Source organism: Candidatus Krumholzibacteriia bacterium, assembly GCA_030748535.1.
Classification (GTDB): Bacteria; Krumholzibacteriota; Krumholzibacteriia; order JACNKJ01; family JACNKJ01; genus JASMLU01.
In genome coordinates, this window is sequence record JASMLU010000001.1 from 11,270 (window position 1) to 26,586 (window position 15,317).

A 15,317-nucleotide genomic window follows, 5' to 3' on the forward strand; every position below is an offset into this window, starting at 1 on the left:
GAATGGCCCGCTATCGGGCAGGAGTGTGAAATGGATCCGGAACTTCTGAAAATCCTTGCCTGTCCCCACTGCAGGGCTTCCTTGCGGGAGGAAGGCAAAGATGAGCTGGTTTGCGAAGGCTGCCGCCGCCGCTATCCGGTGATCGACGGTATTCCCGAGCTTCTTCCGGAAAGTGCGAAAGAGGGGGAATGAGAAAAGCACTGATTCTTCTTTCCCTTTTCCCGGCCCTGCTCCCTGCAGTCGGGATGCAGGATGTCCTTCTTCAGCTCTCTTCGGAGGGGACGGAGATTCCGGCTTCCTGCACGGTGGCTCTGCCCGCTCAGGGTGCTGCCAGGATTCTCTCCCTGGAACTGGACGGGGTGTCCGTTTCCACCGACAGAGCCAGACTGAGTGAGCCCTTTGTCCATCGGGGAGTCCGGGCCGCCAATCTCTTTGTGGAAGCTTCTTCCCCCGCCTGGAAGGAAGCGAGCGTTCACCTCTTTTTCGAACAGGCCTTCGGAGAAGGTCCGCTTCCGGACGAACCCACCCTGTCACTTTTTGCAAATTCCGCACAGGCCCGCATCAGTCGTCCTTCGGGGCAGAATCGCCACCGCAGTGAAGATGAAATCTTTGACGGGACGGGACGCTGGATTCGACTCGACTACCAGGAAGAGGGATTCTATCGACTCGACTACGAGGATCTCCTGATCTACGGGGTCTCCTGGGATGTGGATCCTTCGAGCTTCCGGCTCCTCCTTCCTCCCCAGTCACCCCTTCCTTTTGAAATCGGGGACGGATTCTCCTCTTGGCAGGAGGGCTGGACACTCCGTGAGATGCCGATACAGGTTCTCGGCGGGGAGAGCTTCGGTCCGGATACGGAACTTCGCTTTCACCTCACTTCTCTCGATGGCTTTGCCAGCGACCTTGATCTTCAGTCAGACCCCGATCAGTATCGTCGCCATCCCTATGCCGTCTGGGCCACGGCCTACCTCACATGGGGCGAAGAAGAGGGGCTTCGCCTGGAGTCCCGGGCGGAAAACCTTTCAGCTTATCCGGCACTTCTTGAGTCTGTTCCCGTGAAACTGCACCGGGAGCGGAACCTGATCTACGATAACCACTCCCTTCATGAGGACGGCTGGGCCTGGGATTACTTCGTGGTGTCCAGCCAACCCACCCTATTTCGCGATGAAGCAGCACTGCTCTGGCCCCGTGCGGATCGTCCTTTCCGTCTGAGGGTCGGCTATGATGCCCCACTGATCAGTGGGGAGCCCTACGGGCCTCACCATGTTCGCGCCTATCTCGGTTCGCCGGATCCGGAGAACCTGTTGGTCGATGAGTCCTTTAGCATTACCTCGGTGATGAGCCAGATGCTGCTGGAGGGAGAAGGCACCCCTGCGGCAATCTCCGATGGGCAGAATCGCATGGACTTCTGGCTGGAGTTGCCCAAGGATCAGATGCCTCGTGACTACGGTTACCTGCTTTGGTACGAACTGGAGTATGAGACCCGGTTCCGCACCCGCTACTCCTCTCCCTTCAGCTTCATCATTCCTTCGGGCAGTAATTCCGTCGTCTTCTCCTGCGCGGGATGGAACGGCGAGCCGGAGGTCTGGGACATCAGTGATCCTTTCCTGCCCTTCCGGATTTCAGGGGGCGCATTTGCCGGGGACAGCCTGACTCTGGAAGTAGAGGCCAGCGACGCACGCCACCTCGTCTTGATGGACCCCGGTTTCTCCGGCAGCTTCCGAAGCTTTGACCGCATTCGTCAGGTTCTTCCCCGCCCGCTTCGCCACGAATCCCTTCCGCACATGATTGTTATTTACCATGACGAATTCCGCGATGCGGCCGAGCGCTACGCCGACTGGCGATCAGGGAGTTTCCCCCTGATCGGGCAGGGCGAAGTCGAAACCGTTTCGATCAGCGATGTCTATGCGAATTTCAGTGGAGGCATGCAGGATGTCGCCGCCCTGAGGAACTTCATCAAGTACCGCTATGAGACTCCGGGATGCCGTCTGGCCTATATTCTCCTGCTCGGGGACGCCAGCAGTGATTACCGGAACTTCTCGGGCGTGGAAGTGGGAGATAGCGGAAGCAACTGTCTTGTTCCTGCTCTCAGCGACCGCTTTCGCGCAGAGCCGATGTCTTCTTCCTATACCACCGATGACTATTTCGTCTGCATGGATCCGGAAGATGACAACCTGTCTCAGGAAGTCCCGGACATCGCTCTTGGTCGGCTGCCGGCTGCCAGCAGACAGGCCGCCGAACTCATGGTGGATTTTGTGATTGCCTATGAGTCTGAAACAGAGCCGGGAGTCTGGAAGAACCGGGCGATTCTTGCTGCCGATGATTACTTCGAGAGGTGCGGCCAGGCCGACGGCATCAATCACACGGCGCAGGCCGAGTACCTGGTGGAGAATGCCATCCCGACAGAACTGGACCTCCAGAAGATCTACCTTTGCGAATACGATTGTGACTATTCCGGTTTCAAGCCGGAAGCACAAACTGACCTGACATCCGCCCTTCAGTCGGGAGTGAGTTTTTTCAACTTTGTGGGTCACGGCGGTGGAGATGTGCTGGCGGACGAGCAGTTGCTCTTGACCCAGAACCTCTACTCTCTGGAGAACGGAACCCGGCGCTTTCTCTTTATCTCCGCCTCTTGCAATGTCGGCGCCTTTGACGATCCCGTGGGCGAAAGTATGAGTGAGGTCATGATCTCCCGCTCCGAAGGCGGAGCCATTGCCACCATTGCCGCGAGTGATCTGACAAGCGCGACCTTCAACAACAAGCTGAACAAGAACATCCTCCAGGCTCTTTTCCCGGGCGGGAAGGTGGGAGAAGCCGTTCCCCTGGGTTCCGTGCTTCTAAGGGCCAAGGTGCGGACCCAGCAGGTGGATTATTCTCATGGCGGGATCGGAGGCAGCAATGAGCGCTACTCACTTCTTGGCGATCCGGCACTTTGCCTGAGCCTCCCGACCTGTTCAGTCGAGTTTGAAAACGGGGAGCCGGATTCCCTGCTTGTGGGGGAGAAGACCCGGGTTCGCGGGCGCGTGATTCGTGACGGGATCTTTGCTCCCGACTTCTCCGGAGAAGTTCATCTGAGTGTCCGGGCCTCGGACGACACGACAGGCCATGACTGGGAGCAGTACGGAAACCCGCATCACATTGACTTCCATCTTCCGGGCACCGAGGTCTTTCGGGGGAGTTTTCCGGTGCAGGAAGGTGTCTTTGAATCCCCGGAGTTCAATTTCCCCCGGGGAGCCGCCATCGGTAATTACGGCAGCGTACGGGCCTTCGTTCTGGGGGAGGAGGAGGCTCTGGGCAAACGGGTCTCCCTTCCGGTGCTCGAAGGAGAACTGCCCGATGACAGTGAGGCTCCTTCGGTGGAACTCTCCCTGCCCGGCAATGCGGTCAATGCGGTGGCGGGCACGGAGATCCACCTTCGTGCTTCCGACGAGTCCGGGATCAATCTCGTGGGAGGAAGTCCCCGGGCGGCTGTCTTCCTGGAAACCGTGGAAATCGCAGAGGTGGAAGACCTGACCGGGGCCTTCGAGTACGATTCCGGCTCGGCCACCGAGGGAGAGGCCCGCAGCAGAATCTCTTCGGAACTGGAGGCGGGGCAGTACACCCTCGTGGCTTCGGTGGCCGACAATCTCGGAAATGTGGGGCGAGACACCCTCTCCATCCGGGTGATGGAGGAGGGGACCCGGGCTCTTCTTGCGGTGCAGCCTTTTCCGAATCCCTTCCGCAGGGTCTGCTCTCTCACCTTCGAACTGACCGGATCCGCGGAGGTCTCCCTGTCGATCTATACGATTTCCGGTCGGAAAATCCGCAGCTTCCGGGAAAGTTTCGAAAACGGGGGCCGCCATTCCCTGGAATGGGACGGGCGCGACTCTGAAGGCGGCTCCGTGGCCAATGGTACCTATCTCTATCGCCTGCTTGCTGACTTTGGAACCGGGGACCTCTCGCGAAGGGAGGTCCAGGGGGCACTTGTGAAGATGAATTGAATCCTTGCCCCCCGGGCGAAAAAGCGTGTATATAGCATTGTTTCAAGACTTTTGGAGGATAAGTGATGAATCGTTTCCCGCTGCAGCTTCGCTTGCTCAGTCTGGCCATTCTGCTTCCCCTGCTGGCCTCTTCTGCCTGGGGGAGCGTGGCGGGCGCCCATAGTCTCCAGATCCCGCCGGGCGCTCGCGCCAACGGACTGGGAGAGGCATCGGTGGCGATTGCCCAGGATGCCACAGCCGCCTGGTGGAACCCTGCGGGACTGGCCTTTCTCCGGGGCAAGACTCTGGGCCTGATGCACAGCCAGCTCGTGCCGGATTTGGCCGATGACATCTACTATGAGTACCTCGGCTGGGTCTCTCATCTGGAAAGCTGGGGGACCTACTCGGCAAACCTGATTTTCCTCTCCTATGGAGAGAGCGATATTACCTATGACAGCCCCGAGTCCCAGGGAACCTTCTCTTCCTACGAGTTTTCCCCTTCCATTGCCTATGGAATGCAGCTCAATGAGAACACGGCGATTGGTCTGGGGCTGAAGTATGTGCGGGTGGATCTTGCGCCGATTGAGGCCGTTCACGACTTCAACCGCGAAGGCGCGGGCAGCTCGATTGCTGTGGACTTCGGCTTCATGCGCTACTTCGGCAGCACCTCCCTGGGGTTTGTCCTTAGCAATTTTGGCCCAAACATCAGTTTCATCAATGAAGAACAGAGCGACCCTCTTCCCCGCCACTTCAAGCTCGGGGGAGCCAGAACCTGGTACCTTCCCGAGGGTCTCGGGCATGTGCTGGCCACGGCAGATTTCAACAAGATGCTGGTTCCCGGCGGCCCGGTCACCTGGAACGGGGGGGTCGAGTTCCAGTACTCGGATCTGATGGCTCTTCGCATGGGCTATGTCCACGACCCGGACGGAGACATCACGGATCTTACCTTCGGAGCCGGTTTCCATGTGAGTCTCGGGAGCCGGGAGCTCTATCTTGACTATGCGAACATTCCCCAGGCTTCGGATCTGGATCGGGTACACCGCTTCTCCCTGGAAATGGAACTGGGAGTGCCGGGAATCGACGGTCCCTAATGCAGTACTTCACGGGCAGGATATGCAGGAGTCCCGTTCTGAGGACGGGGCTCCTCGGTGTCTGTGTCCTTCTTCTCTTCCTTCCCCTGATGGCCCAGGCATCGGATCGCCTGATCCCTCTGGACGCTCCTTTGCAGGGGGACGATTTTCTGGAGGTCCGACAGCTTCGTGAGCGGCAGGTACGGCAGACTCTCGGTCCCCATCCCGCTCGCCGGGATCTTCTGCCACAATGGACCGGAGACCGGGAGGATCCGCAAGTTCTGAAGGTCATGGTCTGCCGCATTGCCTTTGAGAGCAACCGCCGCCCGGACCTGACGAGTGTTCCTGCTGACGGAAAGTTCATGGCGGCCTCGGACACGATTCCCGCCTGGCTTCGACGCGTGGATCCTGCGCCCCACGACCGCTTCTATTTCGATTCCCATATGGAGGCGCTCGACGAGTTCTACCGCACCATGAGTTACGGGAATCTGGAACTGGATTGGGAGATCTTCCCTCAGGCGGGGGCCCCTTTTCTCATGAGTGATCCTGCGGACTACGGTCCTGGAGAGGACAATTACTGGACTCTGGATCTTCTGGAGTCCTTCTGCCGGGAGGCGGTGGCCGTGGTGGACTCCACTCTGCTTCTCGATCCCTGGTCTCCCGGGTTCGCAGACTATGATGTGGTTCTCTTCTTTCATGCGGGCAGCGACCTGCAAAGCGATCTGAACTACGACAGCCCGAACGACCTCCCGAGTTTCAATATTTTCTTCGGAGATTCCCTGGGACTGCCCCTGGTCGATGGGGGGCTTCATTCTCTGGCTTCACTGGTCCTCCTTCCGGAAACCACGACCCAGGATGTTGCGGGGGAAGGCTCGCCGGTGGGCGCGCTCAATGCGGTGGTCGCCCATGAATTCGGGCATCAACTGGGCTATGTCGATACCTATGACACCTGGTATCACTGGTCAGTGGTGGGTCGCTGGGACCTGATGGACAGCGGTCACCGGACGCTCTGGGGAATGCAGACCTGGGAAGTGGATGATCAGGGAGATTCTACCCTGGTGGACATCTGGGCCTACGGCGCACTTCCTGCGAGTCTGGCCATGTGGCACCGGGAGATCTCCGGCTGGGTTTCCGAAGAGAGAGGCAACCTGGAGCGTCTCCGGGGTCCTCAATCTGATGTCACGCTCTGGGCGAGTAATCGCCAGGAGGAGGGCCTGAAGGCCTACCGCGTGGATCTCTCCGACTCGGAGTACTACCTCCTGGAGAATCGGCAGGAGCGGGTGCATGATGGCGGCCGTTTTCTGAAAAGAGATCCGGATACCGGCGTGTTTCTTTGCATGAGCAAGGACATTCCGGGCTGCGAGGAATGTTACGAGAACATCGGGGAGTACGATTTCGTTCTTCCCCAGTCGGGCCTTCTGGCCTGGCAGATTCAGGAGCGGGGACTCGAGGAACTCTGGAACTCGAATGCGATCAACTGGGACGGGAATCTGCATTTCCGTCTGGTCGAGGCAGACGGGCTCTTTGACCTTGGATACTATGATCTGGGAAGCGTGTTGGATCCCTTCTATGTCGGGAACAATGCGCTCTGGACCCATGAAACCACGCCCTCGACCCGCTGCTGGGACGGCACACCTTCGGGTTTTGAGATGAGGGATCTCGTGACCAGTCCCTACCTTGATGACGAATTCGAGCTAATGATGGACGCAAGCATTTCCTTCCGGGCTTTGCGTAGCGGCATCCCGGACGGCTTCCCCCGCGATGACCGCGAGCGGGTTCCCGAGGATGCGCTGGCCAGTCATGCCACAGCCCGAACATTGATGCCCCTGGGAGAGGATCGAATGGCCTACTGGACGGCCGTTCTCGAGGCGGATTCCACGGTCTCCGCCTTCGGCCTTTTCAGCGCCCTCTCCGGTGATCTGGAAGCGGAGCAAAGTTCAGACTTGCCGGGCTATCCCCTGAGTTCCGCCTCCATCGAGACGGGTTCCGGCACGCTCTGGGCTCTTGCCAGTGAGGATTCTCTCTATACCTGGAGGGTCTTGCCCGATGCTCTTGAGCCCCAGAGTCTTTACTCTCCTGTCGCAGCGCAGCTGGTTTCCGGCCCCTTGATGGGCCCTCACGGCGAGAACCACTTTGTCTTCTGGCTGGATGCGGAGACCGGCGGTTTTCGTAGCCTCCTTCTGGCCTCCGGCCGGGCAGAACAGTTCCGGAGTCGGAGGATCCTGAGGCGGGAGGGAACTCGCCTATCTCCACCGGCCTGGCAGTGGACTTCCTGGGGCGGGAAAATCGTTCAGGCCGTGGGAGACACGCTCTATCGCATGACTCCGGATCTGGCCCAGCCTCCCGAGACCTGGCCTCTTCCCGAGGAGGCCAGCGGCTCTCTCTGGCTGCGAAGCCTCGATGAGGACGATGACGAAGAGGATGAGCTCTTTCTCTTTGATGTCCTCGGGCGGGTTTGGCAGATGAGGGAAGAGGGAGCCCTCCTTCGCGTGGAAGCCGATCTCGGGGGGGACAGCCTTCTGCTGCCGCCGATCCCGGCCGATCTCGATGGAGACGGGCGCGCAGAGATCTTCTTCGCTACCGAATCGCGCATCCATCGCTATTCCCTGGAAGGATATCCCCATACGAACTGGCCCCTGAAAATGGAGGATTTGCTTCTATTGGAGGAACCCATGAAGGTGGGTTCGCCTCTTCTGGCGGCGGACTTCGCCGGTTCCGATGGCGTAAGCGAGCTTTGTTTTTTCAGCGACACGGGACATCTGCTGCTGATCGGGAGCGACGGAAGCCCGAAGTCGGGAAGCCCCCGGAGCCTGGCCGGGGAAGCTCCGGTCGATCTCTGGGCGGATCGGGGTATTCTCCGTGCGATTTCCTGGAAGGGCTACTTTCTGGGCTTTGATGGGGACGAGAACAGTGGCCCCGCAGAGTGGAGCATGAATGGCGGAGGGGCAAGCCGTCAGGCCCGCTGGCAGAGGATCCATGAACTCAGTCCTGCCACCGGAGACCACGACCCCGAGCAGTGGATTCTCTATCCGAACCCGGCAAGCTCGGAAGCCTTCTTCCACCATCCCGATTGTCCTGCGGGGCTGACCCTGACTCTGGAGTTGATGGATCTGGAAGGTCAAATCCGTTTGAGGAATACTGCGACCAGTCCGGGCGGTCCCTTCCATTTGCAGGTGGATCTGGAGGGTTTGGCCCCGGGCGTGTATTTCCTGAAGGCCACTCTTGAGGGAGAGGGCGCAAACCGTGTCCTGCTTCGAAGGCTGGGAGTCCTGCGATGAAAAAGATTCTGCTCCTGCTCCTCCTTCCCCTTGCGGCGTCGGCCATGGACGCAAGACCGATTTTCTATTCCCTGCTGGTTCCCGGGCTCGGGGAATACAGTTTGGGCTACCGGGGACGCGCGGCGGCTCATGTCGGTCTGGAGATCGGATCCTGGCTGGGCTATGCTCACTTCCGAAGTGAGGGCTTCCGCATTCGCGAGGACTATGAGTCCTATGCTGATGAGCACTGGCATGCGGGGCGCTGGGCTTCTGCCTGGAATGAAGAACAGCCCGACTGGCTGGAGGGAATGAGCGCAGATGACTATGCGGCGAATGCCTGGGAGGAAACCTGGGAGAGTGCGCTGGTCTTCGAAGAAGAGCATCCGGGCTATTTGCAAAGCCATTACGCTCCTCATGCCGAGGACGCGCAGCATTACTACGAGAACCTCGGCAAATACGACTGGTATCGCTGGGGCTGGGATGACTATGATTCCTACACGGATGAAACCTACTGGAATCATCCAGACTCGCATCGCACCCGCTATTCCGAGATGCGAAACCGAAGCGATGACAATTTCGACCGCGCCCATCAGTTCATGGTGGCCATGATGCTGGGGCGTTTTGTCTCGGTGGTGGATACCTATTTGCTGGTCGCCCGCCTGGAGCGGGGAGACAGTTTCCGGGAAGCCCGGGACCAGTGGAGACTGGATTTCCGTCCGCAAACTCCGGGTGCATGGCGCCTGGGAGTTTCAAGGAGTTGGTAATAATGAAGACTTCTTTATTCGTGACCCTACTTCTTCTGGCCTCCACCGTCGGTGCAGGCCCTCTCCTTGATTCCAGTTCCCTGCCGGGTCTCTATTCCCTGGGGGAAGAGGGGGCTGATTTCTCCGTGTCGAACCGGGGTCGTCCCCGCCCCCAGAGCAATCTGGGACTTCACTCTACCGATGGGGAAAAGAGCCTCTTGAATGCCCTCTGGCGGAGCCTGCTCCTTCCCGGCTGGGGGGAAGCCTGGCTGGGAGCGGAGGGCCGTGCGAAGCTCTTTTACATGGCAGAGGCAGGAGTCTGGTCCTCGACCGGGATCTACAAGACCCAGGAGTATTTACGAAAGCGAAACTATGTGGAAATGGGGGAGATTCACGCCGGGGTTCAGGGAGCGCAGGACGACCAGTTCTGGAAGAATGCCGGGCTTCATGACAACTGGCAGGACTTCAATGAGAACCTGCGCTGGGAGGCCCGCCGCGAGTACGGCTACGGAAGCGAGGCCTATTACGATTACATTGCCGAGCATGAGATTACATCCGAGGAGGAAGGCTGGCGCTGGAACAACCGTGATCGCCGGATCGACTTCGCGCGCAAGCGCGAGAGCAGCCTTTCTGCGCGAAGGATGGCGAGGAACACGCTCTTCGTCGGGCTGATTGCCACCCGAGCGGTTTCCATTTTCGATACAATTCGACTTCATCGCAACCGTGAGGGTATTCGTGAGATTCGCAAGCAGGAGGTCGGCTCCCTCGATGCCGACCTCTGGCCCACAGCATCGGGCTTCGGCTACCGCCTGCGCTGGTCCAGGAGCTTCTAGACGGGAGGAAGAATGCGAGGACTGGGCCTCTGCCTGATCTGCCTGGCCTTCGCCGCGCCACTTGCGGAAGCGCAGTGTTTCCGTCTGGAGGAGGAACAGCTCCGGGAAGTCCACTGTCCGCAAGCCCTGGATTCTCTCTCCCTGCCGCCCACTCAGGACTTTGCCAGTAATCTCTGGGGAAACCTTTTGATCCTCTGCGAGGATGGGCAGCTTCTGCACTTCTCCCCGGCAGACTCCCTCTTGCGTGCTTTCCACTCTCCGGCAGACAGTTGGCCTCTTGCAATCAGTGCCGATGGCCCGGACTGGCTCATCCTGCAGAAGCAGGGAGAGGAGCTTCTTCGTCTGGACCGAAGAGGGGCACTTCTCTCCCGCCTGAACTTGCCCGAGGGTTCCTGGGAAGATATTGCGGTGGATTCTTCCGGCCTGATCTGGTTCTACGAAAGAGGCGGAAGGCTGCTGGCTCTTGGAAGAAGTGCTCATCCACTGGAAGAGTGGGATCTCTACCGGAGACTTCCGAACTTCTCCGGCAATCTTGTCGACTGGAAGCCGGACGGGGAGGGAGGCCTTTACTTGCTGGAGGAGGAAAGGCTTCGACATCTGGATGCCATGGGAAGGGTATCGCTGGATCTTCCGACGAGAGCCCGTTCTCTCCTGCGGACTCCTGCTTCCCTGTATCTTCTTTCCCGAGCTCTTCCTGCAAGATCCCTGACACCGCGAAAACTGCTGCATCTCTCGGAGGACAAGCGGCAGCTGATCTTCTGTGAACTTCCGCTGAAGCAGGCTCCATGAGGATCTTGCTTCTTGTGCTTGCTCTTGGATCTGTTGCAGTAGCAGTGCCTGAGACAGAAGGCCTCATGGTTTACTTTAACCTTGAGATTGCCCCCGGCCCGGCGCTTCTGGATTTGTCAGAAGTCTCCCTTTCCGCAGATTCCCTGAAGCTGACTCTGGACGGTCGCTTGCTGCTTCCCGGGAAAGAGTATCACTTGAGCCTGCCGGATTCCCGTTTGCAGCTCCCCGGGGACTTCCCCGGAGGCTTCCTGGAGCTTCGCTGCCTGAAGAGGCCCGCCCGGCTGCCCCGCATGCAGGTACTTAGTCCCATGCTCTCCTGGCGGGAGCTTCGGGCCGAGCTTCCCCGGAAGAAGCTCTCCCTTAAGTCTGCAGGAACGCAGTCCCCGACCAGCTCCCTGGAAATGGGAGGAAGCAAGTCTCTCTCCCTGCGTCTGGGGAGCAATGAGGGTTATCAACTGGAGCAGAGCCTGAGACTCCGCCTTCGGGGACGGGTAGGTAAGGAGAGCGTGGTCGAGGCCGTTTTGCGCGACGATGATCTTCCTTTTCAGTCGGAGGGAAACACGGAGAGGCTGGAAGAACTGGACAAGGTCTTTCTGCGCCTGGAAGGCCCGGCCGGTGAGGCGCAGGTAGGGGATTTTGTCTTCCAGGGAGGAGAAAGCGATCTCAGTCGCTTCGAGCGGGACTTTCAGGGCCTCCACGGCCGCTGGAAAGGAACTCGGGGGGAACTGTCTCTCTTTCTGGCGCAAAGCCGCGGAGTGTTCAAAAGCGAGGAGTTCTATGCCGAAGAGGGCTTACAGGGTCCCTATGAACTGCTTTCCGCCCTGAGAAGCGACGGAGCGGTGGTCCTTTCTGGCAGTGAAAAAGTCAGTCTCAACGGGCAGCTTCTCCGTCGGGGCCGGGACGGGGACTATGTGATTGACTACGACTCCGCCACGCTTCTCTTTTCCGGTTCGCGTCCCCTGCGGGCGGGGGACCGGATCCGGGTGGACTTCCGCTATTCCCTGGAATCCTGGCGACGGCATTCCTCCGGTTTTTCAGCCCTTGCGAAGCTGGGAGACTGGAAGTTCTCCTGGCTTCATTTTGAAGAGGGAGATCGCGAAGATTCTCCTCTCTCTTTTGCTCTGGATGAGGAGCGTCGGGGGCTTCTCCAGTCTGCGGGAGACGAAAGTGATTTGGCCCTGACCAGCGGGATCGAGTTTCTTCCGGGCGAAGGCAACTATCTTCTGGTGGACTCCCTGTCCCCGGAAGCCCCGGCTCACTACGAGTGGGCAGACTCCCTCGGAGACTATCGCCTGAGCTTCCATGAAGTGGAAAGCGGGGAGGGCGACTATCAGGCTGCCGGGATTTCTCCCCAGGGAATACGGTTTTATTCCTGGGTGGGAGAGGGGCAGGGTTCCTTTCGCCTGGGGCAGAAGCTCGCGCTTCCCGAGTCCTACCGCCTGGAGACTCTCGGGTTCTCGCTTCAGCGCGAGCGATTGCGTGCAGGGCTGGAACTGGCTCTTAGCGAGAAGGACCGCAATCTCCTTTCCTCTCTCGATGAAGCGGACAATCGGGGCATCGCCTGGTGGGGCTTTATGGAGGCGGACCTTCCGGATCTTGCCCAAAGGTCCCTGCAATTTTCCCTGGGCGCAGAGCGAAGGGAGAGCCGCTTTCGGGAGCCGGGAGCCCGTCCCGGCTGGGGCGAAGAGAGGGAGTGGAATCTGAGGGAGCGACCGGCGGGGCGGCATGAAGACCGTGCGGAGAGCCGGGTGCAATGGAAAAACCGGGAGAAGGAGGGTCTGGAACTGGGGCTGAAGAGCCTGCGTTTCGGGCAACGCTTTTCGGCACTTCGCGGCTCTCTTGATTTTCGGGAAGACCTGCGGGCACTGGGCTTCCGGGCCGCTGCCCAGTGGACGGCGAACCGGGATTCCCTCGAAGGCGAAGGCCTGCGTCAGAAAGTGGATTTGACCCTGCTTACGGCGGCGGCACTGATTCCCGACCTGAACCTGCAAAGTGAGAAAGTTCGCTTTGCGGGCAGTCTTCCCGGCGACTCCCTGCTTCCTCCGGAGCAGAGAAGCCGCTGGGAGAGGCAGGCCGTCGGCCTGAGCTTCCAGAGTGCTTCTTCCCTGTCTCATCTGACGATTCGCCGGGAGGAAATCCGATCTGCCTCCACGGTGGAGCAGATCGGGGAGCTTCGCGGCAGCCTGGATCAATGGTCCCTGCTCGGAGGAAAGCACCGCCTGCAGGCGCAGTACCGGCAACGCAGGGGTTTCCTCGACAATGAGCAGTTCTTCCTCGAGTCCTCGAGTGTCTGGCCGCTAAAAGGCGAAGGCTGGCACGGGCGCGCCTCCTGGCGGCTGGGAAGCCGGCGGCAGCGCCTGCAGGAGAGTCGTCTGGTTTACGTGGGCTTCGGCTACGGGGACCTGAATGAAGAAGGGGTCTATCTCGGGGAAGGCGAAGGGGACACTCGCCGGGTGCTCATGCCCGCAGAGGAAAGTGTCGAGACGCGGGATCTTCTTCTGGAGGCCAGTCTCCTGCGGGCAGAGGGCCGGAAGGAGGGGCGGCGCATTGCCTCGGAAACCCGGCTGCGGCTCCGGGAAGAGAGCCGGGACGCAGAGATTCTGGACCTGCTTCTTCTTCGTCCCCGGGCCTTTCTCAAGGAAGCCGGCACCCTGAACGGGGAACTGGGCTTGCGGCAGGAGTTTCGTTTTCAGCCTGAATCCGCGCCCTGGAGGCTGCGCTACCGGGCGGACTGGCAGGATCGTCTGGACGGGAGAGATCTTTCCGGCACAAAAAGAGATCGCCACTGGACGCAGGAACTTCGCTTTGTGCGGCAGTTCCTGCGCGGAGAATTGAGGATGAACGCGTCCCGAAAATGGCTCTACCGAAACGCAGAGGGAAGTCTGCAGTCCGGTTCCTATGATGTGCTGAACCATGAGCTGGGACTGGAAGCAAATGCCGAGGGTCGCTTTCGGCCTTCCCTGCAAAGTCGCCTTCGCTGGCAGAGCGACGCTCTTCGGGATCTTGCCCTGAGCAGTCTGGTTCTCGAGCCGCGCATGGAAGTGCGACCCTGGAAGAGTCTGCGCCTGCAGCTTTCCTGGGAATGGGTTCACACGGAATACCAGCGGGGAGATCCCCAGGCCGGCAGACCCTGGCTCTTTGAAGCTCCGGGCTGGACGCGTTCTCTCCGCCTGGAAGGAACGGCTCGCGCTGGGCGACAGCTAAGCTTCACCGCACTTTATGAATTGCGGGAAGAGGGCGACCGGGATCCCCGACAGAGATTGAGACTGGAGAGCCGTGCGTATTTCTAGAATCCTGATTCTGCTCTTCTTCGCCCTGCCTGCCATGGCCGGGCCGCTTCGACTGGTCGCCGTCGACCTGCGTCACGAGGGCGAACCTCTTCCCGCCTTCCGGGAAGCCTGGACGGTCGAGGATCCGAAGACCCTGCAGGCACTGTCCGATGAGTGGCTGCGAGCCATGGACGGGGAGGGCTATCCCTTTGCACAGGTCTGGTACGAAGAGAGAGGGGTCAGCGGGGATACGCTTCTGCTTGCCTGCACCCTGATAGAAGGCCCCCGGGCATCTCTCGGAGAGGTGGATCTTCCCGGAAGGAAGCGACTGGGAAAGGACTTCCTGCGGGAAGTGATGTCGCTCGATTCCGCGATTCCCTTCTCCCTGCATCAGGCAGAAGAGGCCAGAGAGCGGCTTCTTGCCAGCGGCTGGTTTCAGCGCATCGAGGACCCGGTTCTGGCCTGGGATGCGGGTGAGGGGAAGATCGGCCTTCAACTGTCGCTGGAGGAAATCCCCCGCGCCAACCGGGCCACGGCGCTCTTCGGGGGAAGCGAAAAACAGAAGGTCGGCCGTCTGGATCTGGCTCTCTTCAGCCCCTTCGGACGAGCCCGGAGTTGGCAGTTGCAGTCGGACTGGCAGGGACAGGGAAGAAGCCGGAGCCTTCTGAATCTGGAAGAGCCGCGCCTGTTTCACCGGGCTCTGGATCTGGCTCTCAAGCTGAAGAGAAGCGTGCAGGATTCCACATGGATGCAGCAGGGCGCAGAACTGGAACTCTCCTGGCGATTCAGTACCCACTGTTCTGCCTTGCTCAGTCTGATGAGTGAACGGGAACTCTACCTTCTGGAGGATCAGGAGATCGACCGACGGGGACAGGGTCTTGGCATTCGTTGCTTCTACCCCGGCGAGCGCCCTCTTGCAGAGCGCCGCCTGAAGCTGCACTGGCGCTGGATCGAAAGAAGTGGCTCGGAAGAGGAAAGCCAGTGGGACTTGCGGGGAGAGGGGCTCTGGGGTCAGGCTCTCAGCCCTCGCTTCGGGCTTCGGCTGCGTGGCGGACTGCAGTGGCTGGAATCCAAGACTCCCGCATCCGAGGCGGAGCTATTCTCCCTCGGCGGGGCGAAAAGTCTCCGAGGTTGGGATGAGGAGCATTTTCGTGGAGAGAAGATCGCTCTCGGAAGTCTGGAAGCGGTCTACGGAGACGGGCTTGAGCTTTCCTTCTTCCTCGACTATGCTTGGGGGCGAAGCCGGATTGAGGACTTTGAAGGCTGGGGATACGGACTCTCGCTTCGGGCCCCGGCAGAGAGAGCGGCTCTTTCCCTGGCCCTTGCCTTGGGGGAGGGTCATGAAGTGAGTGACATTCGAGTACATCTCTTACTTGAGACTGGGTTTTAGCTTACGG

At 59.9% G+C, this 15,317-nt stretch carries 9 protein-coding genes; all 9 read left to right on the forward strand.

The window, feature by feature from the left end:
- The first annotated feature begins 30 nt into the window (after positions 1 to 30).
- The 9 genes from QGH30_00040 (at position 31) to QGH30_00080 (ending at position 15,310) form a co-directional block, all read left to right on the forward strand.
- On the forward strand, positions 31 to 192 hold the full coding sequence (locus tag QGH30_00040) for a Trm112 family protein (GenBank protein ID MDP7020734.1): 162 nt from the start codon (positions 31 to 33) through the stop codon (positions 190 to 192).
- The gene (locus QGH30_00045) at positions 189 to 3,980 is read left to right on the forward strand and encodes a C25 family cysteine peptidase (GenBank protein ID MDP7020735.1); all 3,792 of its coding nucleotides are present in this window, start codon (positions 189 to 191) and stop codon (positions 3,978 to 3,980) included. The genes QGH30_00040 and QGH30_00045 overlap by 4 nt, the downstream gene beginning before the upstream one ends.
- A gap of 65 nt (positions 3,981 to 4,045) precedes the next feature.
- A complete protein-coding gene (locus tag QGH30_00050; protein ID MDP7020736.1) occupies positions 4,046 to 5,050 on the forward strand; it encodes a PorV/PorQ family protein in 1,005 nt (334 codons plus the stop codon).
- On the forward strand, positions 5,050 to 8,307 hold the full coding sequence (locus QGH30_00055; protein ID MDP7020737.1) for a hypothetical protein: 3,258 nt from the start codon (positions 5,050 to 5,052) through the stop codon (positions 8,305 to 8,307). Before QGH30_00050 ends, QGH30_00055 begins: the two co-directional genes overlap by 1 nt.
- Positions 8,304 to 9,050, forward strand: a complete 747-nt coding sequence (locus QGH30_00060) for a hypothetical protein (protein MDP7020738.1) — start codon at positions 8,304 to 8,306, stop codon at positions 9,048 to 9,050. Before QGH30_00055 ends, QGH30_00060 begins: the two co-directional genes overlap by 4 nt.
- A gap of 2 nt (positions 9,051 to 9,052) precedes the next feature.
- Complete coding sequence (locus QGH30_00065; protein MDP7020739.1) at positions 9,053 to 9,862, forward strand: hypothetical protein; 810 nt, start codon at positions 9,053 to 9,055, stop codon at positions 9,860 to 9,862.
- A 12-nt stretch (positions 9,863 to 9,874) separates the two neighbouring features.
- On the forward strand, positions 9,875 to 10,651 hold the full coding sequence (locus QGH30_00070) for a hypothetical protein (GenBank protein MDP7020740.1): 777 nt from the start codon (positions 9,875 to 9,877) through the stop codon (positions 10,649 to 10,651).
- A gap of 65 nt (positions 10,652 to 10,716) precedes the next feature.
- On the forward strand, positions 10,717 to 13,941 hold the full coding sequence (locus QGH30_00075; GenBank protein MDP7020741.1) for a hypothetical protein: 3,225 nt from the start codon (positions 10,717 to 10,719) through the stop codon (positions 13,939 to 13,941).
- The gene (locus QGH30_00080) at positions 13,928 to 15,310 is read left to right on the forward strand and encodes a hypothetical protein (protein ID MDP7020742.1); all 1,383 of its coding nucleotides are present in this window, start codon (positions 13,928 to 13,930) and stop codon (positions 15,308 to 15,310) included. The genes QGH30_00075 and QGH30_00080 overlap by 14 nt, the downstream gene beginning before the upstream one ends.
- Positions 15,311 to 15,317: the final 7 nt, after the last annotated feature.